The following is a 22,361-nucleotide window of genomic DNA, read 5'->3' on the forward strand; positions in this document are numbered from 1 at the left end:
GGCTCTATAGCCCGTCCTGGACGGGCTATAGAGCCCATCCCACAATTATGTGTAAATTATTTAATTCACGATCCTAACTACAATTAATCCCAGTTCGCCAATACTTCGGACAGTTTTAGATATAATCGAGTATCTCAAACCCTTGATGGCTATAGAGATGACTATTTTTTCAATCTTTAAGTATCGATCGCCAGTTTCAAAAAATCATTAAAAATGCCAGCGCTTACGCTGTAACGCTGAGAGAGTAGTCAAAAAAGTGTCCGAAGTATTGGTTAGCAGCACAGACAAGATTGCCGCGCTGCTAACGCTGTCATCTTCGAGACTGGCGGGGGTGTTAAATAAATTGGGTTGCGGGAATCTGGATAATGTTATAATTGGCAGGATTTAACAACTAGCGATCAAACAGCATAAATATTAGTATATCGCAACTGAAAGAGTCTAACTGGCGCCTCCTCGTTCTGTACCGACGACTATCTGATATTGTCTTGTCTGGGTCAATTTTCCCGACCAGCTTTTTTCTGCTTCGGCTACGGCGTTTGTATTCGGATCGACAACCTTAAAAACAGCGTTTACCTCAACTGATTGGATCTCAATATTCATCGTTTGACCTTGTTTAGCGCCAATCAAATAAATCATGACTTCGCCGCGCGCTACTTCTCCTTTTAGTTCCGCTGAACAAGCGCCTCTTTTGAACTTAATCTCCTGCTGTCGCTGAGCCATTAAAATTGCCGATTGTTCGGGGCTGTTGGTGGCGGGAACATTGCGGGATACAGCTTTGACTGAACAGGAAGAATTGCCAAGGCGCTTAAGCCGATCGTCAATATATTTAGCAGGTATTTGAAAGCTTTTGCTGGTTTGTTCATGGGAGTTTAACACTATGAATGAAATGGGTTTACTTGTACGATTATAGCTGAGCATTCCTGTCGGCGTGCGATCGCCCTTGGCAATCAATTTTAGCTTTTTGTAAACAGTCAGTTGCGGTTCACCTACACCGCAGATTGGATTTGAGATTCGAGATTTGAGATACAACGCCCGGATGTGGGATAATTTTAGGCGATCGCGACTTACGAATTATTGTACAGTCGCCGACGGGTACGGTACAATAACAGCACCCGTCAGCCCTGTGACCAAAAAAATTGTACAATTCCTAATAATCACAACCCGTTTTTCTGATGAACCAAAAGCCAACCATCAGCTACCGCACCGAAAGCGACTCGATGGGAGACAAACAAATCCCATCTACTGTTTACTACGGCATTCAAACTCTGCGCGCCGTTGAAAATTTTCCAATTAGCGGCCTTAAACCTTTATCAACTTACGTCGATGCTTGCGTTTTAATTAAAAAAGCTGCGGCGCTCGCCAATGGCGAACTCGGCTGCATTCCAGAAGACATCAGTCAAGCAATTGTCCGAGCAGCAGATGAAATCCTAGCTGGAAAACTGCGCGATCAATTTGTAGTTGATGTCTACCAAGCCGGGGCTGGAACTTCTCACCACATGAACGTTAATGAAGTGCTTTCCAATCGCGCTTTGGAAATTATGGGCGATAAAAAAGGCAACTACAAGCGCGTCAGTCCCAACGATCATGTAAACTACGGTCAATCGACAAATGATGTGATTCCGACGGCGATTCGGATCGGCGGATTGTTGGCCTTAGAAAAAACTCTTTTTCCCGCGCTGTCTGAGGCCGTAGTTGCCCTAGAAAACAAAGCAGAAGAATTCAAAGATATCGTCAAATCCGGCCGCACTCACCTGCAAGATGCCGTACCGGTTCGACTCGGCGACACCTTCGGCGCTTGGGCGCAAATTCTCAGAGAACATACTTTGAGAATTGACAGGGCATCGGATGATTTGACATCCTTGGGATTGGGGGGAAGTGCAGCCGGAACGGGCTTAAATACTCACCCAGAATACTGTAAAAAAGTTGCTGAAATTCTCTCGGAATTAATCGACCAACCCCTGAAACCGGCACCGCATTTAATGGCAGCGATGCAGAGTATGGCACCGTTTGTAAATGTCTCCGGCGCGCTGCGAAATCTGGCTCAGGATTGTGTTAAAATGTCCCACGACTTGCGTTTGATGGACTCGGGACCGAAAACGGGTTTGAAGGAAATTCAACTGCCTCCGGTGCAACCGGGTTCGTCAATTATGCCGGGAAAATACAATCCGGTGATGGCAGAAATGACTTCGATGGTGTGTTTCCAAGTTATGGGTTACGATAGCGCGATCGCCCTTTGTGCCCAAGCGGGACAATTAGAATTAAATGTGATGATGCCCCTGATCGCCTACAATCTAATTCACAGCATCGAAATTTTGGGCAATACCATCAGCGCCCTGAGTAGTAAATGCGTCGAAAAAATTGAAGCTAAGGGCGATCGGTGTCTCGCTTACGCAGAAGGCAGTCTCGCCCTTGTTACCGCCCTCAACACTCACATCGGCTATCTCAATGCCGCCGCCGTCGCCAAAGAATCTCTCTTGACGGGCAAATCTTTGCGGCAAATTGTCCTAGAACAGGGTTTAATGAATGCAGAAGACTTGGCAAAAGTTCTAGATTTAGAAAAAATGAGTGCGATGCCAGAAAATCGGGCGGTTGAAACCGCGTCTATAAAAACAAAACCCGCCTCCGCGGGTTGAAGGCCGGGCGGTTAAAATTAAATTATTTTCTTTACACCACGGAGGTGGACTTCGTTTGTGTAAACCTGGTTTCAACCGCCGTCTTATCTATCTTAATCTTTTCAACTCTCAAGTTTAGGAGCAAAAAATATGCGTGCAGGTTCATTTGGTCAATTAACTCAAGATAAAGAGAACACAACTCAAGTCACATTTCATTATGTCGAAGGTCAAACAGAAACCTTTACTATTCCGATGCCTGCACAAGAATTTCAAGAGGAAGTGCTGCATTTATTAAATCAACCTTGGTTGACTTTTCATTTGGTCGATCAAACGGTTTTTATCTGCACTGCTAGGTTGGTAAAAGTGGAAGTGAAACCGGCCATCCCTCAACTGCAAGGTCAAGGAATATTCCCGAATTCGCTGCGAGTTAGTACCATGCAGCGGGCTGCTGCTGGTAGATTGTCGATGTCTTAAAAGTAGGTTCGCATTAAGAAATTGGCCAAACAGGGAATCGGCCAAACAGGGCATTGGAAATAAATATATAACAATTATTCCCAATTCCTAATTCCCAATTCCTAATTCCCAATTCCCAATTCCCAATTCCCAATTCCCAATTCCCAATTCCCAATTCCCAATTCCCAATTCCCCATTCCCAATTCCCCTTATGTCTGCTGTTAGTTTAATTCGAGCAAATTCATACGATCGCCAAATCCTGCAAACATCTATAGAAAGTTTGCTCGCACCCTTGGGCGGAATCTCGGCTTTTGTCAAATCGGGCGATCGGGTTTTACTCAAACCCAACCTCCTCACCGGTTCTCGCCCCACCAAAGAATGCGTCACCCGCCCGGAATTGGTTTACTGCGTCGCTAAAATGGTCATAGAAGCGGGAGGAAAACCTTTTTTAGGGGACAGTCCAGCTTTTGGTAGCGCGATGGGTGTAGCCAAAGCTAACGGTTATTTGCCGCTGTTAGCAGAACTGAATTTGCCAGTAGTTGAGTTTCAAGGAAAACGCTACGAAACTGTCAGCGAAGATTTCAACCATCTCCGAATCTGCAAAGAAGCTATGGAAGCGGATGTGGTGATTAATCTTCCCAAACTCAAGTCTCACGTTCAGTTAACGGCGACAATGGGTGTGAAAAACTTGTTCGGCTGCGTACCCGGAAAAATGAAAGCTTGGTGGCACATGGAAGCTGGCAAAGATAGCGCCAGATTCGGTCAAATGCTGGTAGAAACCGCCCGGACAATTAACCCAAATTTGACAATTTTGGATGGAATTATCGGTCACGAAGGTAACGGGCCCAGTGGCGGCGAACCTAAGTTTTTGGGAATTTTGGGCGCGTCTGGCGATGTGTTTGCGTTGGACAGAACTTTCGTTGAAATCATTAATGTAGATCCAGCAATGGTTCCGACTGTAGCTGCGGCGATGAGATTGGGACTTTGCTCGAATTTAGAGGATCTCGATTTTCCGCTTTTGCAGCCGGAAACTCTCAAAGTTTTGGATTGGAAGTTGCCGGAAAGTATGATGCCGATCGACTTTGGGATGCCTCGGGTGATTAAATCAGCGTTCAAACACCTCTATATCCGCTTCATTAAAGAACAGTTCAGCCCCAACACTTCGCACTAGCAAACAGAGAAAGCGCGGTAAGGTGCGCTGGGGGCGCACCCACAGAAAGTCTGGTGCCGCCCACTCTACATATCGCAGTGCGATCGCCCGATCGGGTATCAATCCCCCAATCTAAAATCTACTGACTCCTCACCTTTTTGAGAAAGACTATAAGTCAGTCCTACCTTTTTATTTTTTTTGTTTAATTGTGAATAAATGCAACATTATTATAAATAATGTAAAGGCGATTGATATTAGACAAATTTATATAAATATTTATCTCATAAAATTTTGGAATAAATCTATTTATTTTTTAAATGATTGTTCTCGTTGCCTTTGAGAATGGCGATTCCCTACCCTTCACCGAACCCCTAGGGGAAAATAGCTTAGTTTCAGACACTTCTACCGTTCAACACTTACGTACAAACTCTATCCGTAAGAGGGAAATTAGGCACGATATATATAGGGCTGACAAGAATTTATGGCATCAGCCCTGTATTATTGGTAAGCTTTTGTGCAAATAATAAACATTGTATATTTTGATGACAATCAAAAATCCTCAAATCCTCTCCCCCTCTCCCTTTCTGGCCCTCTCCCCCTCAATTGCCACACACAATCTATATGAGCAACAGCTTAAGCCAGGGCTAACTTCAACCTAATTATGTAGCCTCCGGCTGAAGCAGCTTACCGCGTTAGAATAACGTGTCAAAGCATTTTTTGCCTTTTGGACTGTAAGTCGAAGGAGCTGATAAATATACGTAAGTAGAAATATCTGATGCCGCAGTTAGTTTGAGGAAAATCAACCTTAAAACAGCAATAACTTGCTACTTAAGCAATCAATTGTAAAACTTTGATAAAGTTAGCAAAAACCTATTGACATTTATATGTTTTTTCCCGCATACTTGATAAAGCTAAGACTCGGTGGCTTAAATTTTAAATATCAAATCCGGTTCGGCTCAACCTTTTAACTGGTGTCACGTTCCAGAAACATTAAACATATTCAATAATTCTTGTGGCTCCGGCATCATGCAGGCAGTTTACAGGCTTTTTAGGATTCGTCTATTGTTAATGACACCGACAACTGACTACCAGATCGCAATAGGTCGATCGAACTAGATTTAAAATCAGTCACCACGAACAGTCCAAAACGCTCGGAAGTATTATATTGCTTCTTTACGTTACTTTCCCATGCGCTGTTCTGACTGTCTGTTATATTTCGAGGCAACAGCCCATCGAGTCTTTAGTGAATTTATCAGTACGTAGAATTAGCTTTTTTAGAAATTAAGTTGAGGCTCCTAAAGCTGAGAGATATCAATCCGCTATCTTAAGGACTTTCAACTTCAATAACAGCAAGGCAAGCTTTGAGTTTCGCAACCGTATTAACGAGTAGAAACTCAAATTTGCTCACTTTTATTTTTTAGTTGTCTAGCTTCATGGCGAGCTGGAAAACTATCTGCGATATGTGATTGCTAATAGATTTCGGTGCAAGGAAGCAATCTTACAGTTTTACATAGCTTCTATCTAGCGCGATCAAAGTAATCACAAGCATTAATGCAGACAAACGACTAAAATAAAACTAGATACAAAAAAAGGTGGATCCATGTTTCATAACAACAACAATTTGACCATTTTACAACCCCTCCCAGCGAAACTCTTGCCAGATGGCAAAGTTTTACTCACCCGCAAGCTGGACGAAGCCGTTGTCGAATTAACCAAGTATTGGGATGGTTCGATTACAGTGATGATGGAAGAGACGCAAACAGGTAACGACAATCTCGATCGCAAAGTGTTCGATATCGATAAATTATCATTCAAATTAGAAGTAATTTCCTTCGATCTAATCACGCCTGCTTTGTTGCACAAACACAAGACTTCGCTGGTATTGGCAGTGCCGGGATACCGACAAAACCATATTAGTAATATCTGCCATTTAGCTGGAGTGCCATGTATTTATGTTTCTGAATATACTCTGAAAACTCGCAAACAAATTGTGAGCGTGAATACCAAAAACCCGATTGTACGCTTGTGGAGGATGGCTTGGCAACAATATCAAGAAATTAAGCAGCGGGCGGCGATCGCAACTGCGGATGGTTTGCAGTGCAACGGTACTCCTACCTATAAAGACTACCTCAAACTCAATCCCAATTCGATGCTTTTCTTTGACACGCGGATTAGCGAAGATATGCTAGCAACTGACAGGGATATTGAAATGCGGACTCACAACCGCTCTGAAGATATGCCTCTGCGGCTGCTGTTCTCAGGTCGCCTGATTAAAATGAAGGGAGCCGATCATTTACTGAATGTTGCTCTAGAACTGAAGAAACGGGGAGCAAATTTTGAAATGTTCATTAGCGGTGCTGGCGACTTAGAAAAAATGATGCACGACACCATAGCAGCCCATCAACTTCAGAATTGCGTGAAAATGCTTGGTGTCCCGGACTTTAAAACCGAGTTTTTACCGTTTGTTAAGGACAATATTGATTTGTTTGTGTGCTGTCACCGGCAGGGCGACCCTTCGTGTACTTATTTAGAAACAATGTCTTGCGGAGTGCCGATTATTGGCTATGCTAACGAAGCATTCGAGGGAATTTCAGAAATGTCTGAGACGGGATGGATGATACCGATGGGTAAACCTAAACTGATGGCGCAGAAAATTATTCAACTCAGCTACAACCGAGAAGTCGTCAAAGCTATGTCTTTTAAGTCGCTGAGGTTTGCTGAAAAGCACACATTTGAGAAGACTTTTAAAGCTCGTACAGAACATATGCAGCGGGTTGCTAACAACTCAATTTCGATCAGAAAAGCTGCCTGCATGAAGAAAAATGTGGGTTCTAGATTTGATGTCGTGTCTGATTGATTGACCGCAACTAAGTAGGGTTCGTAGTGCGGACTTGACTCCACTCCTAGGCCCTAGAGTCAAGTCCGCACTACGAACTGTTTTTGTTATGCTAATCGACCGGACATGATTTGATTTCGTGTCTGGCGATTTGATTGGAATTAAGCCTACATTCTAGACCAAATAGGGTTGACAATTCCAATCTTGGCTAGGTAGACACCGCCGTTTTCTTTCATGGAGAAACCACGACGAGTAAGTCTAGCCGATTGGCTGCTAGTCCTTTTTTTGAATTTAGGATAGCCTACCTTACGCCCTTTTTTTTCCATTTACAGGAGTCGAATAAATTCTTGAAAGCCGTTTCTAAATCGGCTACAGACTGCTGCAAAGGAACACATGACACTTCCTCCAACCAAGCTCTTTCGGTTGTTCGTTTTGCCCCAGTTATTACTATTTTCTGAAGTTCGGCCGATTTGGGCTTTTTTTCAGACTGCTTGCACAACGCAAGAGTATCATTCCATACTACGCGAACACAACCAAACAACTGGGCTAAACCCTGTCGTTGTTGATCGGTTGGATAGATACGAAATTGATATCTTGCTTTCATTACTTTCTGTTGTTTACTTGCTCAATCATACTAGGTTATACTAATAAAATCAAGAAATTTTAGAAGGAATTAAAGCCGTCCTAAAAAAACGGGGCTTCAGACCCATTTTTTTGGTGAAGCTGAATACTCTCCGAAATGATGGCATGAAGTCTCAAGGTTTGAGGTTTGGTGTCAGGGATAAAATGGCGATGCCGTCTGCTTGGGGATTGGCTAAAGTTGCGCTGTCTGGGGCGATCGCAAATTCTCGGGCCCGACGACTCAAAAGCCGCTGCGGAATCGGGGAAGTTTCCGGCCACAACACCCACAAACCAATGTCTTCTGCATTGCCTGTCTTTGCGCGCTGAATCGCGATCGTTCTTGAGACGATCGCGCTCTCGACAATTCAAATATATAATTCCGATGCTATCGGAAACAACATTACAAAACAAGCAAAACAGAAGTTACAAAAAACAACCCATTAATTCTCGATTTAAATTCTCACAAGTTTCAAGTCGCAAGTCAAAAGAATTAATTATTATTTCTAGTTTTGGCTTTTGGCTTTTTTTGTGAAAATTAACAATTCACAACTGTAGAGAGAAATTCAACCATACAATACTTCTTCCACAGGCGCGGTAGCATCTGTGGGGTCGAATTTTTTGATTTTCAAAGCTTGCAGCAAAAACAGTGAAATATAAAGCGGATTCAACAAAACATACCGCTTCCAGAGGCGACGGGGCTCTTTAATCATCCGAAACAGCCATTCCAAACCTATCTTAGATAAAAACTCAGGAGATTTCGCCAAATTGCCCGCATGAAAATCGTAAGCTGCACCTACAGCAATCAGGGGCATTGATAAGTCGTTCCGGTATTCGTAAGCCCAGACTTCTTGTCGGGGACAGCCCAAACCTACAAAAGTAATTGCTGCACCGCTGCTGCGAATTTGCTCCACAATTTCCTGTTTCTCTTGGGGCGTAATGCACTTAAATTTAGAAGGCTGAGTTCCAGCAATAATTAACTTGGGATAACGATCGCACAGATTGCGGGATAAAGCCTCGAGTACAGAAGGGTGAGAACCGTACAAATAGATAGATAATCCTTCTTGGGCGGCCTGTTCGCAGATTTGTAACATCGCATTTGGCCCGCAAACTCGATCGGGCAATTCCGTATTGTAGAGCCAATTTAACGCCCACCTGACCGGCTGTCCGTCTGGCAATACTAAATCAATGTGATTGATCCGGTAGCGGTGAGTGCTGTCGAGCACTCCAGTCATTACCCCGTGAACCGCTAAAGCCGAAACTGACAGCGGTTTTCCGGCGCTGGCTGCGGCAATAATTTTGCTGACAGCAGCTTCATAATTAACGGCATTTACTAATATGCCGAGTACACTTTTTTTCCCTAAATCGATTGTGGAAGACCTCATTAAGCCAACGCTCGCAGTTACATTCATAAATTTGCTTTAGGATTTGTTTAACTTTGTGTTCCATTATTTACTAAAATTGGCTGCACATTCTTTTTGTACCAGCTCAATCCATCTACTCCTTTTTCAGCCAACGTTCGCGGTTACATTCATAAATTTCCTGCAGGATTTGTTTAACGTTATATTTCATTTTCCAGTCAGGATAGTGATTGGAAAATTTTGAATTGTCGCTAATCCACCAAATGTGATCGCCAATGCGATTGCCTTCAGCATAAGTCCAATTAAATTTGCGATCGGCAATTGCCTCGCACATCTGAATGGCTTCTAACATCGAACAATTGCTGTACCTGCCTCCTCCGGTGTTGTAAACTTCCGCAATTCTGGGAGCTTGATAAAATTCATAAAATGCCGAAATTAAATCGGCGCTGTGAATGTTATCGCGGACTTGCTTGCCTTTGTAGCCAAACACGGTGTAAGGAGTTCCCGTCACGGCGCACTTCATCAAGTAGGCGAGGAATCCGTGCAGTTGAGCTCCCGAGTGATTTGGGCCCGTCAGGCAGCCGCCGCGAAAACAAGCGGTTTTCATCTGAAAATATCGACCGTATTCTTGCACTAAAATGTCGGCAGCTATCTTAGAAGCGCCAAACAAGCTGTGCAAACATTGGTCGATCGACATATCTTCCCGAATCCCGCTTTCGTAAGTGTGACCTGCTTCTATTTCCCACCTGTGTTCTAATTCAATTAAAGGTAATTTGTTTGGTGTATCGCCATATACTTTGTTGGTAGAAGTGAAAATGAAAACAGCTTGAGGACAGTACAAGCGAGTTGCTTCTAAAAGATTTAGAGTACCGTTAGCGTTGACAGTAAAATCTATTTTAGGAGCGCGGGCAGCCCAATCGTGGCTCGGTTGGGCTGCTGTGTGAATTACTAACTCGATCGCATCTCCGTACCGCTGAAAAATATTGATAATAGCTTCGTAGTCGCGAATGTCCACATCTAAGTGATAATACTTGGTTCCCAAAGATTTTTCGAGCTGTTGGCGGTTCCAGTTCGTAGAACCATCTGCACCAAAAAAAAACTGGCGCATATTGTTGTCGATACCAACTATGTCCAAGCCTTGCTTGGCAAAAAACTTGCACGCCTCCGAGCCAATTAAACCCGCCGATCCAGTAATAATTGCAACGCCCACGTTTCACCACCTAAAAAATAGAGTTTTCTTTGTTTTGCGCGATCGAACAAATCGGAAGTTAGCCGGATTTTCCGTTGCATACATCTTCGCACAATTGGGCAAAGAATTGACCTTTTATATTCCAATCATAGATTTCCCTGACGCGCTTTTGACCGGCTAGACCCAAGCGAACTCGCAATTCGCGATCCTTGGCTAAACACACTATAGCCTCTGTTAAACCTTGCACGGCGCGATCGGGGTCAGTAGCAGCCACCTTAATCCCGGTTTGGGCCGTCACTTGAGTGGCCGGGCCGCCCAAATCCAAACAAATCGTCGGACGCCCAACCCCCATCATTTCCGTGCAAACAAAACCACCCGAGTCATGCAAACTCGGGTGGAGGAGAACGTGAGACTCTCCCATTTTAGAAAGAGTTTCAATGCGCGGTAAAGACCCCCAGAACAATACTTTATTTGCCAGTCCCAATTCTGTTACCAAGGCTTCCAAACGCTGCCTTTCCGGGCCATCTCCCACAATCCAATATTCCGATTGTTCCAGCTTCGCCTCCGCAAATGCACGGAGTCCCAAGTGTACCCCTTTCCAGTGCAAGAGACGACCGACACTGATGAATCTAATTGGTTGTTCCGGCGGAGTTGGAAGTTTCTCTAATTCCTGAATCTCTTGCTGCGATAAACCAACTTGCGAGAAAATTTTCACGTTTTGTGCTTTGAGAAATCGCAGTCTGGCTGCGGTTTCTTCTGTAGTAGCCAGCGCCACCGCACTGCGACGTGCCGTCAACCCCACAAAGGGATCGCGTTCTCCCGCGCTTTGAGCCAATGCTCGCAGCGTTTCATAAATTTTGCCCCGGCGGCTAAAATCTTGCCAAAAAGGCTTTGGTGCTGCTTCTGCACCCCCCACAGGCCCCCAAATAAAAGGATGCGGTAATAATGCTAGGAAACTTGGAGACCAATGCTTGACATAAGTTACGTGATGTACTAAGTCAAAACCGATTTCGCGATCGAGCTTTCGAGCCATAAAATAAGCCCAGATTTGCCACAAATAGTAATGAAGTTGCAGCAATCCCTGTCTCCCCTTCCAATCTTCGCTCCACCCAAACGGATCGAAATAAACAAAGTGGAGGTTTGGTACAGGGTTTTTTTCTAGTTCTGCTTCAATGTACGATCGACAAAACGTTCGTGTAAATACCCAACTTTCGTGATGTTTAGCAGATTGAACGACTGTATTCCATCCCACACCCTCTTCAGAGCCGAGATTAGGTTCGCAAGCAAAGGCAGACAATAAAACTTTCATTAGTTATTGGTTATTTGTTGTTGGTGATTGGTTATTTGTTGTTGGTTATTTGTTATTTGTTGTTGGTTATTTGTTATTTGTTCTTGGTTATTCGTACTTCCGGCAAAAATAACAACTAACAACTGACAACTAACCAATCACAAATAACAAATAGACTAATTACTTCTTCCCCTCAAAAAAGATGTAACTTCCACATAACCTCGGGCTGCACTTTCAGGAGTTTTGTGAGAAATAAGCTGTCGCGAACGCTCTCCCATCGACTCAATCAAATCAGGATTATCTAAAAAAACTTGCATTCGATCCGCCAACTCTTGAGGATTGTTAGGATCAAAAATATAACCGTTTTCCCCCGACACAACTAACTCGCAGGAAGCTGCACCGTTAGAACACAACACAGGTTTCCCAAACACCATCGCTTCGGGTACAACCATACCCCAAACATCCTCAAAAGTAGGAAAGACAAAAATATCAGCAAGCTGAAAATAAGCTCCCAGATTGCCGTAGTCCACCCATCCAACCCAATTTACCCGATCGGCAAAACCCGCATTTTCAACAAAAGCTTGCAATTCCTCCAACCGATCGCCAGAACCTACAATCAGTAAACTATAACCAGAATATCCTTGCTTTTCCAAAACAGCGCAAGCCTCTAAAAGAGTCGTAATTCCCTTGCGAGCCGTAATCCGTCCCACATACAAAAAAACCGGCTTTTTCAAATCTAAACTTGGAAAATCTTTAGTTTCCAAAGGTTTCAGCAGCGCTGTCGCATCCGGCACCAAATAAGTTCTCGTAAAAACTCGATCTGCGGGTACATTCAGCACCTCAACCAAATATCTCTTTCCAGCTTCGCTGTTAGAAACAAAAGCATCAGCAAACCGAGCTAAAATCCGCCTTACCACCGTCCGAAAACTAGAGTCTCGAAAATCAGTATTCGGAGAACTTCCATCATAAATAATTGCAACTCGCCACTGACAAAGCGGTTTAAAGATAATTACCAAGACAGTCCACAGAGAAAAAGCTTGCGGAAACACAACATGAGGTCTAAATTTTAGCAAGTGACCGATAATGCTAGGCGAAACTGCGATAAAACCGCGATCGTAACCTGTTTCTATCTTTTCGGTTTCGATAAACTTAGTCTTTCCCACCAACTGAATTGCCGATGCTCCCGGCAGAGTTGGATCGAATCCCGGCCACACCATCCCGGTATAAAATACTGTCTGCTTAAAAACTTTTGTAAATTCTCTCAAAACAGGCTGCCAATAGGCACCGAGTTCTACTTCCGGGACAAGCCAAGCAATGCGGAGTTCATCCATGTGGTTCACCTTTATTAGTTGTAGCGACGACAAAGAAGCCGGCGGTGTTGCCAGAAATCTTCCCTATTTCCTGTGCTTGCAAAAATAGTAAGCCATACAGCATTTAATTTTTTACTTTGAAGGCGGGATTTCCTGTCTACCACACTCATGGTCTCAGAAAAAGAATTGTTAAAATTAGATGGACGCCAACAAATCAGCCCCGATAGCCTACAGGCCCTCGGCGGAGCGAGGTCAAAATCAACCTCAAATAAGGTAACAGCCAATATATCGGCCACAAGATGTTCGTGTGCCGCTGTACGAGCACTTTCGACTCTTTTGGCCCAAAACCCTTCGGTTGCAGTACCTTTTTAAATCGATCGAGCAAACTCATATTCGGATCTTCCCAGCAGTTACCATCAGGCGGGTTAGCAGAGCAGGTGGCCACGTATCCAGGAACCACCCAAACTGTACAATTTTGTTCCACCGATCGCAAACCGTAATCAATATCTCCCATGCTGTGAATGAAAGCTGGGTCTAGGTTTCCCACTACTTCAACCACTGCTCGCGGCATCAAAACGCAGTTGCCGTTCATTGTATTGCACTGCTGAGCTTCGGCGATCGGTTCCAGCAGGCGAAAATGCAAAGGATGCCACCAGCTACTCCGCAACCAGCCCCCGTAAGTCAGTGTCCCAGTGGTCGCATCGCGAGTAGAACCCACCGCAATCGCTCGCGTGTGGCCTTGCTCGGCCAAGCTGCGGGAGGTTGCCAGCATAGCGTTCACAGCCGACGGTTCCAGTACAGTGTCATCGTTGAGCCAGAAGTAGTAATCATAATTGTGCTTCATGGCTTCAGCAAATCCTTGCCGCATTCCCCCATTCCAAAACAGGTTCCCATCTCCGCTGAACAACTTAACCTGCGGATAAGTTTCCCGCACCGCTTCGGCAGTACCGTCGGTGCTGGCATCGTCCACCAAGTACGCCACCAGCAAGACATCTGCTGGCAGTACCTGATTGAATAGCGCCGCGAGACAAGCTAAGGTTTTTTGCTTGCGGTTGTGGCAAGTTATGATTGTTGCGATCGTGCAGTTTGGTTTCATTAATCTATAATAGTTTCATTCAATATTGTACTCTGGAAAAAATTATGAGGCAGTTCCTAAAAAACCTAGCGTACAAAATGCTTAAGCCTGTGGGATTCGATGTCCCGCGAAAAGGCATGAGAACATCTATGTACGGTGTGCTCGATCAGTTCATCAAGTTGGGTTTTCAACCAGAAACGGTTATAGATGTCGGCGTTGCCTACGGGACTTTTGAATTGTACGAAAAGTTTCCCGAAACCAACTTCTTGCTGGTAGAGCCATTGATCGAATACGAGAAAAATTTAAAAGAAATTTGTCAAAAATACAACGCTCAGTATATCATGGCTGGCGCGGGCGCTCAACCCGGAAATATTACGATTAACGTTCACCCTCAACTTTACGGTTCTTCTACTCTCAACGAGTCAGAAGGCAGTCTGGCAGACGGTGTACCCCGAGAAATTCCTCTGGTTGTCCTCGATGATGTGTGCCGGGAAAAAAACTTAAAAGGGCCTTATTTATTGAAGGTTGACGTGCAAGGCGCGGAGTTGAATGTTTTAGACGGCTGTCGCAAAATGCTTGAGGAGACAGAAGCAGTCATACTGGAAGTATCCCTGTTTGAATTCTTTGTCGGGGGCCCGCAATTATACGATGTTGTCAGTTACATGAAAGAGCGCGGATTCGCCACCTACGATATTTTTGGAGGTTACATCCGCCCTCTCGATGGAGCTTTGGCTCAAGTAGACATGGTATTTGTTAAAGAAAACGGACAGTTTAGAAAGTCTAATTTTTTTGCTACGCCAGAGCAGCGGAAACAGTTGGTTTAATTTGCTGCAATGCCGGCGGTGCTGGCGAGTTCGGAAAAAACAGACAAGTAGCGGCGAGCTTGTATATCTGAGGTGAATTCTTGTTCTACTTTCTGACGGGCGCGAATGCAGAGCTGTTGGTGTCGATCGGGATTTTCCAATACCCATGCAATACCTGTTGCTAAATCTTCTGTTTCATAAGGTTTAGCTAAGTAGCCATTTGAGCAGTGTTCGATCAGATCCGGCATTCCGCCGATTTTGAATCCGACACTGGGAATACCGCAGGCTGCAGCTTCCATCACCGTGTTCGGCAAATTATCGTAAACAGAAGGAGCTACGAAAACATCTGCTGCTGCATAAACTATTGCTAGGGAAACGTCATCAGCAAATTTACCTAAATAATGTGCCTTAAAACCGAGTTCGAGCGGATTCGACGGTTGAGAAGAGCCAAAAACTAGCAATTCTATGCGATCGCTCCAGCCCGATTTGCTGAGGCTTTGCAAAGCCGATACTAACAGATTAAATCCTTTCCAGCGATCGCCCGTTCCGCTGGCACCTCCAAAAAGTACAATTTGTTTATCTTGTGGCAAATTCAAGATTTCTCGCGCCCATTCCCGCTTGATCGGCTTGTACTTTTGAGTATTGATACCGTTAGGAATGACTTCAACTCGACAATCCTTCAACAAAGAACTAGAACTAGCGCATTTAGCCAACCAATGACTCGGAGTTACCAAAGTTAAGTTAAGATTTTTCCAAGCTTTTGCTTTCCGCCGCCACACCCAGCGCGACAGATCCGAATCTTTATTACTGTGAAGTTGCGGACAGCTACCGCAAGATTTAGTATAGCGATCGCACTCTTCGCTATAGTGACACCCACCCGTAAAAGGCCACATATCGTGCAGCGTCCAGACTAAGGGTTTATGAAACTTCGGAACAGTTTCTACCTGCATATAACCCCCGCAAACCCAGTGCAAATTAATAATATCTGGTTCGATTTTGGCAACTTTCGCAGCCAGGGAGTCGGGCAGCCATTGAGGAGAAAAAATCGCAGGATTCCTCTCAGGATAAAGCCGCAATGGCGAATTTGATACAACTGAAACAATCTTATCAAAACTTTTGGCGATCGTTGGCTGTGCCGAGATTACACTTAAATCGCCGCTTTTGGGATTTTTCACCAGCATTTGCGAAGACACGCCAATCCCCTGCAAACCCTGGTGCAGCCTGTAAGCAGCGCGGGCTGCACCGCCTTCAGTATCAGAACTATTGAGAAGTAAAACCTTCATCTCCCCTGCCTTTCCTCTAGAGTTATATCAAATCCTGTCTTCATCGGAATCATAAATTCGAGTCAACCGTCAACAGTCAACAGTCAACCGTCAACATCACCTGACGGTGTAACCGGAAATGATATTATCTCTGATTTAAATTGGTTTTTTTCAACAGTTTGTGGACTTTTTTTTGCACCTTCTTGAGCAGCGGCGGATCGTAATCGTACAAAGTATTTTGAGTAAAATTATCAGCTTGCGCGTCCCGAATTACAAAGGGCGGGTGTTTCAGCGGAAATGTTAGAGCCTCGGCCGGCATATTATTGTACGGACTGCTGACATCCGCCGTGTGAGTTCCTCCCGAACCGTGTCCGATATTAGAAGCTAAATTGACATTAGCCAAAATATTCATACCGTTTTGAATAAAGCTAGCAAATGCCCACTGGAAATCCCAAGTATCTATTTTTTGCTCATAACAAAGCTGAAAAGTTTTTGTCCAAACTTTTACAGCTTGCGGATCTCCGAGTACATCCGCCAAAAAATTACCGTCGCGAATTTCCGGCCACAGCTTCATATCTAAATCGTAGTGCTGCCAAGCTCGCCTCCAACTCGCCCAACTCCAACAGTGATTGTAGCGAGAAAAGTAGTAGCTGTAATCAGTTCTTTTGTGCCCGAACTGGACATTTTGACCGGAGATTGACATAATTCTTTCATCGTCTCGGTAGCGATCAAGCAATTCTTCAGCGAAACGGAAAAATGTCGGATCGGGCAAACAGTCATCCTCAATAATAATTGCCTCTTCCACCGTATCAAACACCCAATCTATACCGCTAGAAACCCGCCGCCGGCAGCCCAGATTTACGTCAGCGTAATTTTTCAACACTTCGCAATCCCAATCTACTCGCTCAATAATCGCCCGAGCCCGATCGCAATCTCGGTCTTCCCCCGGTTTATTTGCGCGGGGCCCGTCAGCAACTACTAACAGTTTCGGCGGCTTGACATTGCGAATTTCTGCAAACACCCTTTCGGTTTCTTCGGGGCGTTTAAAAATAATAAATGCGACGGGGGTTTTCAATTGCCAATCGGGCATTTAGCTACTCTACTATGTTTGTGGTTGTCTGCAAATTGCGCTGCGAAAAAAAACACTTCCGAGTATTTACCGTATTTCCAGCAGTGACTAAAAAAAACTTAAGCCGATCGCAAATCGCGCCAAGAAGTAGATTCTAAGTCTATCAGTCTCATTTCTCCAGCAGTCCCCGCAAAGTGCAGAAAAAAAGTATTGATCAAAGCTGTCGTCGCGCACTCGCTAGCGCGCCTGTCAACCAACCGGGGCGGCACCCCTTTCGCTAAAAGTTTGCTTTTAGCGCGACTCAGCCAACTTGCTGATGCGTGGGGTTTTGGCAGCAAAAATGGGTAATACAAGGCTTTATGTACGTTCCAGACAGTGCTGAAGCGCGGATCGATCCATTGAACGCAATCGGCTTTTAACAGTTCGTAAGAAAGCCAAGGCATTTCACCAAATCCTGTTTCTTCGCATTCATAGTAAACTTTTTCTAAAATCGAGCGGTGGTGAGAAGGCGACAGTACCATAATACCATCTTGGACAATGCGATCGAATTCCGGGGAAATACCGTATTTAACATAAGTACCCCGCTCGTCTTTTTCGTCAGTAATTCCCCACGTGTCAAACAATCTGTCTCTGGCTTCAGCAGATAACTGTTCGTTAGGCGTTGCCCATTCTGGAGCCGCACCTACTTTCTCCACAGCCACCCCTTCCACAATACAAGGAGCATTTGCCCAATTGATCAAAACGTCTGCATCTACCCAGACTACTCGATCGTATTTCTGGACAGATTCCTCGCCGAGGATCAGGCACTTTTGCCAGCAGGGCGATCGCTTTTGAGATCGTTCGGAAACATCTAAAGGATTAGAAATACAAATAATATCATATCCGTGGCGATCGGCATACTTTTGCCAATTCGATTGGCACAAACTGTGCCAGTTGCTCCAATGCTTTTCGCCAATTACCAGCGTTACTATGGCTTTAGAATTTGTCATCTTTCCTGCTATCCTCCACCCTTTTAATTAACAACATCAGCAGTCATAAACAATTTAAACTCATCAAAAGTCAAAACCATCACAGCCGCTATGAATGCCAGTGTATCAGTGTTCGTCTGATAGGGCAAAAATCTATAGCGAAAAGCAGCCATTTTCGGGTTCTTCTCTTGATAGATAATGTCTTGGGCAAAGTTGCCCCACCGCTCATCTATTAAATCAATTGTCATGCCAGCATGAGCAGAAGGCAGCAGCATATTAGAGCCGTGCAGGCCTATTACTAAACGGCTATCAGCATAGATTTGACAAATTTCCTGCTCGATTTTTTCATTAAACATCTCAACCCTACAATCTTCAATCCATTCAGGAAAGTCAGTCTTTGTACCTAAACCTGCTACTGCAAATTTTGCCGAGGGTACGCGCGATCGAATTCCCTCAAATAACCTGCGTACCTGCCAATTTTGCACCGCCAGCCCAATTGACACCAAATTCAGCTTTCTCAGAACTCGGAACAGCAAACTGTTGATAAAAAGTCTGTCTTCCCGCCAAATAAAAGTAATGTTTATTTCTTCTCCCTCAAAGTTGTGCTTGGGAACTCTAGTAAACTGCGTGATGTCGAACTGACTCGGATGAGAATAAGCTTCGCTGACATAAACTTGCTCGAAGCGTTTCATTTCTTCCTCAACAAACTCGGAGAAACTAGGATAATAATCTCGACCATTTTTTAAAGAAATAGGTACTGTCCAGATTTCAGCGACTCCATCGGGAACCATCCACCTCAAGAACTTAGGTACTATTACCACTAACCCGCAGTCGGGGTTAGACTCCAAATGTCTTTGTGCGTTTAGCAATTTTAACAGCGAGTGACCGTAAAGAAAGTCAATACAGTTTAAAATAATCACCCGCTGACAGGGCTTGAAAACTTCTTTGACTATCTCCAGCCGATCGCTTCGAGGATTTTGGAGTGAACTTAGTAATGGTTTTCCCAACCATTCGCCAGCGTAACTGTTGCCAGAAAAAACCTCTTTTTTTGTTAAATCCACTTGAATCGAGGTGTGAGAACCGTGACCGACTCTCAATACATCAATTATTTCACTACCAGAGTCGTTAGACTTAAATTCAACACAAATGTACATACCCTGCCACAAAATTTTTGCAGGCTGCATAGCAGTCCCAGATTTCGGGCAGTTAGATTTATGCTGAATTTCCGGTTTAATTTCAATCATTTTACTAATCCTATTAATCGGAAAGCAGCCTTGTACAAATTAAGCGATCGCCAAATTAATTTACCAAAAGGACGCAATTCTTTAATCAGGAAATTGACTAAGATAATCACGTAAAAATAAGTAATCAGAGTAGCTGCAGTTGCACCAAATGCTCCATACTTAGGAATCAGAAGCCAGTTTAACCCTATATTTAAAATCGAGCCAATTACAGTCAAGTAAAGACTGTAGCGCAACTGACCCTCGATTGTAAAATAAGTGTTCCGCGCTACTCCAAAGTTACTGCCAAATTGCGCCCAAACATAGATTGCCAGTACCGCTGCTGACTTAGCATAATTTTCACCGTAAAGCAGGTTGACTATCCACGGAGAAAGTAATGAAATCGGGATTGCCACTCCCAACCATAAAAACATCATAGTATCGCAGTAAATTTGAAATTTGCTTAAATATTCTTGATAATTTTTCTCTCTCAAATTTGCTAATTTTGGAAAAATAGATCCGGATATAATCATCGGCAAAAAATCGCAGACTTCCGAAATTTTCACGGCCGCCGCATAATATCCCAGTTCAGCATTTTTATTCATCGCACCCAGCATTAGCTGATCGGTTTTTGAGTACAAATAAACTGCCAATCCCGACAACATAATCGGCCAACTCTCCGCCAACAGTTCCTTGCCCCGGCCCCAACTGAATTGCCAATCCTTAATTTTATTGCCAGTCAACTGATAAAAATATACATAAGCCATGCCTGCGATCGCCACCTCTGCCAATCGAATGCAGGCGAAGGCAAGCAGGGGGGCTTTAATTGTAACTAATCCAATTCTGACAGCGGCAACGAAAAAAGATACCGAATTCTTCGCCAACACGGTATATTTTGACTGTACTTGGGACTGGAACCAAAAATTGATCGCCTCAAAAGCCTGAAATATCGTTCCGGCGGCGATGATGCCCACCAGCCAGCGAGTCAAATCATCGTCAGGCTTGAATAGCGAAATCACGGTGACAGTTAACAGCAGAGTGATGCAGCCGCCAGTAAATTGCATCCCGAAGGCAGTCCCCAGGGTTTCGTTTTTGCATTCAGGATTGCGGGCGATATCGCGGATGACGATGCTGCCCAAGCCCATTGTTGCTACCGAACTAAAGACGGACACAAAGGCGATCGCGTAGTTCAGCAAGCCAAATTGAACGGGTCCGAGATAGCGCGCCACCCACAGCCCTACCACCAAACCCAAACCCATCTGCAAAATTTGGTCGGTGAACAGCCACGCCAGATTGACGAGTACCTGACGGAGACCCGGCCCGATTTTTTGACTTGCCGCAGTTAGCTTATCTAACATCAGAAAGTTTTGAGTCCTTATAATAAATAAATATGTTTTTTGAGCGATCGAGAATCAATTAATATCATTTCCGGTTACACCGTCAGGTGATGTTGACTGTTGACTCGAATTTATGATTCCGATGAAGACAGGATTTGATCTAACTAATAGGCTTGTTACGGTAGTTTATCATAACCTTTGGCAGGAATTAAACATTTTTTGAAAAAGTTCGAGCGGTTCGGAGGCATCGGCTGCCAAAAATCCGGTTTGTCGATCGATGTCGTCTCTGGCAGGGGAACCACCACGGTCAAAAAAACCTGGTTTAGAAGGATTTAGTGCTGTAGATGTTTTGATTGGTTTGAGTACCGCGGCCCAGTATTCGGACAATGCGATCGGTGCGCGAGGTTTGGTTTAATTTCAATCACCCGATCGCTCTGAGCAGCCGAGAAGCTGCTTTGTATAGATTCAACGAACCCAGAATTAAACTTCCGAAAGGTTTTAATTGTTTTATGTAAAAATTCACTAAAATACTTACGTAAAAATAAGTAATTAAAGTTGCCGCTGTTGCTCCCAAGGCTCCGTATTGAGGAATTAGTACAGCGTTCAATACTATATTAAAAATTGAGCCTGCTACAGTCAAGTAAAGATTGTATCGCAGTTGACCTTCGAGAGCAAAATAGGTATTTCTAGCTAGACCGAAGTTGCTGCCAAATAGAGTCCAGATGTAGATTGACAGCAGCCCACCCGAAGCTGCATATTGCTCGCCGTAAATAGTCTGGACTATGACAGGAGCCAGCAGACAAATTGGCGCTGCCACGGCCAACCACAAAAATAACATGGCATCGGCATAAATCTGAAACTTTTTGAGGTATTCGGGATAATTTTTTTCTCTTAACTGTGCGAGTTTCGGGAAAATAGAAGACGCGACAACCAGCGGCAAGAAATCGCAAATTTCTGATATTTTAACTGCAACTGTGTAATATCCCAACTCAGTTTTATCGAAAAAACCGAGCATAATCAGATCGATTTTGGAATAGATAAAAACCGCCAAGCTACCCAGCATCAATGGCCCGCTTTCATGAAGCAGTTGTTGGCCGCGCTGCCAACTAACTCGCCACAACTTGAAATCATTGCCCCTGCTTTGATAGACAAGTGCGATCGCCAATCCCCCCAAAGCCACCTCTGCCAAAATCACCCAAGCAAAAGCAATCAGGGGTGCTTGGAGTTGAATCAATCCGATGCGAACACCTGCAATCAGTAAAGATACGCAGTTTTTAGCAACAGCAGTATACACCGATTGAACTTGCGACTGAAACCAAAAGTTGATTGTTTCAAAGGATTGAAATATCGTTCCGGCGGAGACGATTGCTACCAATGCCAGAGTTAAACTGTCGGAGGGATTCAGTAGGGCGATCGCACCCGCCGCCAGCAGTAAAGTAATGATTCCCCCTGCCAATTGTATAACAAAAGCAGTCCCCAAAGCCTCTTCCTTGCATTCTGGATCGCGAGCAATATCCCGCACTACCAGAGTACCCAATCCCATTGTCGCCACCGAAGCAAACAGGGATACCAGGGCGATCGCGTAATTGAGCAAGCCAAATTGTGTCGGGCCCAGATAGCGAGCTACCCACACCCCCACAAACACACCCAAACCCACCTGCAAAATTTGGTCAGTCAGCCGCCCAACCAGATTTTCAATTAACACACCCGTGTCGGCGGCTAGCTTTTGACTTAGCGCAGTTAGCTTATCTAGCATCACAAAGTTTTGAGTCCTTATCAGACATAAATATACTTTTAGAGCGCAGGGGAA

General features: G+C 44.4%; 20 protein-coding genes. 5 read left to right on the top strand and 15 right to left on the bottom strand.

Annotated features, from left to right (window positions below):
• Positions 1–438 precede the first annotated feature (438 nt).
• Positions 439–1,029: a hypothetical protein gene (locus IQ270_RS10515; RefSeq protein ID WP_228056240.1), complete on the bottom strand. Its 591-nt coding sequence runs from the start codon at positions 1,027–1,029 to the stop codon at positions 439–441.
• Positions 1,030–1,172: 143 nt separating this feature from the next.
• Here IQ270_RS10515 and IQ270_RS10520 point away from each other — a divergent pair, with 143 nt between their 5' ends.
• From IQ270_RS10520 to IQ270_RS10535, 4 genes are all read left to right on the top strand, one after another.
• Entirely contained in the window at positions 1,173–2,633 is a 1,461-nt protein-coding gene (locus IQ270_RS10520) for an aspartate ammonia-lyase (protein WP_193973172.1), read from the top strand.
• A 129-nt stretch (positions 2,634–2,762) separates the two neighbouring features.
• Positions 2,763–3,086, top strand: coding sequence for a hypothetical protein (locus IQ270_RS10525; protein ID WP_193973173.1), 324 nt, complete (start codon positions 2,763–2,765; stop codon positions 3,084–3,086).
• 190 nt (positions 3,087–3,276) lie between these two features.
• Entirely contained in the window at positions 3,277–4,236 is a 960-nt protein-coding gene (locus tag IQ270_RS10530; protein ID WP_193973174.1) for a DUF362 domain-containing protein, read from the top strand.
• A gap of 1,579 nt (positions 4,237–5,815) precedes the next feature.
• The gene (locus IQ270_RS10535) at positions 5,816–7,072 is read left to right on the top strand and encodes a glycosyltransferase (protein WP_193973175.1); all 1,257 of its coding nucleotides are present in this window, start codon (positions 5,816–5,818) and stop codon (positions 7,070–7,072) included.
• Positions 7,073–7,352: 280 nt separating this feature from the next.
• Here IQ270_RS10535 and IQ270_RS10540 read toward each other — a convergent pair whose 3' ends face one another.
• The 7 genes from IQ270_RS10540 to IQ270_RS10570 form a co-directional block, all read right to left on the bottom strand.
• On the bottom strand, positions 7,353–7,655 hold the full coding sequence (locus IQ270_RS10540) for a transposase (protein ID WP_339384420.1): 303 nt from the start codon (positions 7,653–7,655) through the stop codon (positions 7,353–7,355).
• 151 nt (positions 7,656–7,806) lie between these two features.
• Positions 7,807–7,962 (bottom strand): hypothetical protein, encoded by a 156-nt coding sequence (locus IQ270_RS10545; protein ID WP_193973176.1) that lies wholly within the window; start codon positions 7,960–7,962, stop codon positions 7,807–7,809.
• Positions 7,963–8,235: 273 nt separating this feature from the next.
• Entirely contained in the window at positions 8,236–9,081 is an 846-nt protein-coding gene (locus tag IQ270_RS10550) for a WecB/TagA/CpsF family glycosyltransferase (RefSeq protein ID WP_193973177.1), read from the bottom strand.
• An 85-nt stretch (positions 9,082–9,166) separates the two neighbouring features.
• Positions 9,167–10,240: an NAD-dependent epimerase/dehydratase family protein gene (locus tag IQ270_RS10555; RefSeq protein ID WP_193973178.1), complete on the bottom strand. Its 1,074-nt coding sequence runs from the start codon at positions 10,238–10,240 to the stop codon at positions 9,167–9,169.
• Between the two features lie 58 nt (positions 10,241–10,298).
• On the bottom strand, positions 10,299–11,528 hold the full coding sequence (locus IQ270_RS10560; RefSeq protein ID WP_193973179.1) for a glycosyltransferase family 4 protein: 1,230 nt from the start codon (positions 11,526–11,528) through the stop codon (positions 10,299–10,301).
• Positions 11,529–11,683: 155 nt separating this feature from the next.
• Positions 11,684–12,838 (bottom strand): glycosyltransferase family 4 protein, encoded by a 1,155-nt coding sequence (locus IQ270_RS10565; RefSeq protein WP_228056241.1) that lies wholly within the window; start codon positions 12,836–12,838, stop codon positions 11,684–11,686.
• Positions 12,839–13,031: 193 nt separating this feature from the next.
• Positions 13,032–13,913 carry a glycosyltransferase family 2 protein gene (locus tag IQ270_RS10570; protein ID WP_193973181.1) on the bottom strand — a complete coding sequence of 294 codons (882 nt, stop codon included), beginning with the start codon at positions 13,911–13,913 and terminating at the stop codon, positions 13,032–13,034.
• Positions 13,914–13,957: 44 nt separating this feature from the next.
• Here IQ270_RS10570 and IQ270_RS10575 point away from each other — a divergent pair, with 44 nt between their 5' ends.
• Positions 13,958–14,716: an FkbM family methyltransferase gene (locus IQ270_RS10575; protein ID WP_193973182.1), complete on the top strand. Its 759-nt coding sequence runs from the start codon at positions 13,958–13,960 to the stop codon at positions 14,714–14,716.
• On the opposite strand, the gene IQ270_RS10580 is transcribed toward IQ270_RS10575, so the two are convergent.
• The 7 genes from IQ270_RS10580 to IQ270_RS10610 form a co-directional block, all read right to left on the bottom strand.
• Complete coding sequence (locus IQ270_RS10580; RefSeq protein WP_193973183.1) at positions 14,713–15,978, bottom strand: glycosyltransferase family 4 protein; 1,266 nt, start codon at positions 15,976–15,978, stop codon at positions 14,713–14,715. The genes IQ270_RS10575 and IQ270_RS10580 overlap by 4 nt on opposite strands.
• A gap of 124 nt (positions 15,979–16,102) precedes the next feature.
• The gene (locus IQ270_RS10585; RefSeq protein ID WP_193973184.1) at positions 16,103–17,047 is read right to left on the bottom strand and encodes a glycosyltransferase family 2 protein; all 945 of its coding nucleotides are present in this window, start codon (positions 17,045–17,047) and stop codon (positions 16,103–16,105) included.
• A gap of 98 nt (positions 17,048–17,145) precedes the next feature.
• Positions 17,146–18,015, bottom strand: a complete 870-nt coding sequence (locus IQ270_RS10590) for a hypothetical protein (protein WP_193973185.1) — start codon at positions 18,013–18,015, stop codon at positions 17,146–17,148.
• Between the two features lie 23 nt (positions 18,016–18,038).
• Positions 18,039–19,238: a hypothetical protein gene (locus IQ270_RS10595; protein ID WP_193973186.1), complete on the bottom strand. Its 1,200-nt coding sequence runs from the start codon at positions 19,236–19,238 to the stop codon at positions 18,039–18,041.
• Positions 19,235–20,572 (bottom strand): flippase, encoded by a 1,338-nt coding sequence (locus IQ270_RS10600; protein WP_193973187.1) that lies wholly within the window; start codon positions 20,570–20,572, stop codon positions 19,235–19,237. The genes IQ270_RS10595 and IQ270_RS10600 overlap by 4 nt, the downstream gene beginning before the upstream one ends.
• 168 nt (positions 20,573–20,740) lie before the next feature.
• Positions 20,741–20,938 carry a hypothetical protein gene (locus IQ270_RS10605; RefSeq protein ID WP_193973188.1) on the bottom strand — a complete coding sequence of 66 codons (198 nt, stop codon included), beginning with the start codon at positions 20,936–20,938 and terminating at the stop codon, positions 20,741–20,743.
• Between the two features lie 34 nt (positions 20,939–20,972).
• Positions 20,973–22,307, bottom strand: coding sequence for a flippase (locus IQ270_RS10610; protein ID WP_193973189.1), 1,335 nt, complete (start codon positions 22,305–22,307; stop codon positions 20,973–20,975).
• Between the last annotated feature and the right edge of the window lie 54 nt (positions 22,308–22,361).

The organism is Microcoleus sp. LEGE 07076 (genome assembly GCF_015207455.1).
Classification (GTDB): domain Bacteria; phylum Cyanobacteriota; class Cyanobacteriia; order Cyanobacteriales; family Microcoleaceae; genus Microcoleus.

Excerpts from the sequence above, each read along its gene's own strand:
- IQ270_RS10520 (WP_193973172.1), top strand. The coding sequence starts at position 1,173 with ATGAACCAAAAGCCAACCATCAGCTACCGCACCGAAAGCGACTCGATG.
- IQ270_RS10525 (WP_193973173.1), top strand. The coding sequence starts at position 2,763 with ATGCGTGCAGGTTCATTTGGTCAATTAACTCAAGATAAAGAGAACACA.
- IQ270_RS10530 (WP_193973174.1), top strand. The coding sequence starts at position 3,277 with ATGTCTGCTGTTAGTTTAATTCGAGCAAATTCATACGATCGCCAAATC.
- IQ270_RS10535 (WP_193973175.1), top strand. The coding sequence starts at position 5,816 with ATGTTTCATAACAACAACAATTTGACCATTTTACAACCCCTCCCAGCG.
- IQ270_RS10540 (WP_339384420.1), bottom strand. The coding sequence starts at position 7,655 with ATGAAAGCAAGATATCAATTTCGTATCTATCCAACCGATCAACAACGA.
- IQ270_RS10550 (WP_193973177.1), bottom strand. The coding sequence starts at position 9,081 with ATGAATGTAACTGCGAGCGTTGGCTTAATGAGGTCTTCCACAATCGAT.
- IQ270_RS10560 (WP_193973179.1), bottom strand. The coding sequence starts at position 11,528 with ATGAAAGTTTTATTGTCTGCCTTTGCTTGCGAACCTAATCTCGGCTCT.
- IQ270_RS10565 (WP_228056241.1), bottom strand. The coding sequence starts at position 12,838 with ATGGATGAACTCCGCATTGCTTGGCTTGTCCCGGAAGTAGAACTCGGT.
- IQ270_RS10570 (WP_193973181.1), bottom strand. The coding sequence starts at position 13,913 with ATGAAACCAAACTGCACGATCGCAACAATCATAACTTGCCACAACCGC.
- IQ270_RS10575 (WP_193973182.1), top strand. The coding sequence starts at position 13,958 with ATGAGGCAGTTCCTAAAAAACCTAGCGTACAAAATGCTTAAGCCTGTG.
- IQ270_RS10580 (WP_193973183.1), bottom strand. The coding sequence starts at position 15,978 with ATGAAGGTTTTACTTCTCAATAGTTCTGATACTGAAGGCGGTGCAGCC.
- IQ270_RS10585 (WP_193973184.1), bottom strand. The coding sequence starts at position 17,047 with ATGCCCGATTGGCAATTGAAAACCCCCGTCGCATTTATTATTTTTAAA.
- IQ270_RS10590 (WP_193973185.1), bottom strand. The coding sequence starts at position 18,015 with ATGACAAATTCTAAAGCCATAGTAACGCTGGTAATTGGCGAAAAGCAT.
- IQ270_RS10595 (WP_193973186.1), bottom strand. The coding sequence starts at position 19,238 with ATGATTGAAATTAAACCGGAAATTCAGCATAAATCTAACTGCCCGAAA.
- IQ270_RS10600 (WP_193973187.1), bottom strand. The coding sequence starts at position 20,572 with ATGTTAGATAAGCTAACTGCGGCAAGTCAAAAAATCGGGCCGGGTCTC.
- IQ270_RS10610 (WP_193973189.1), bottom strand. The coding sequence starts at position 22,307 with ATGCTAGATAAGCTAACTGCGCTAAGTCAAAAGCTAGCCGCCGACACG.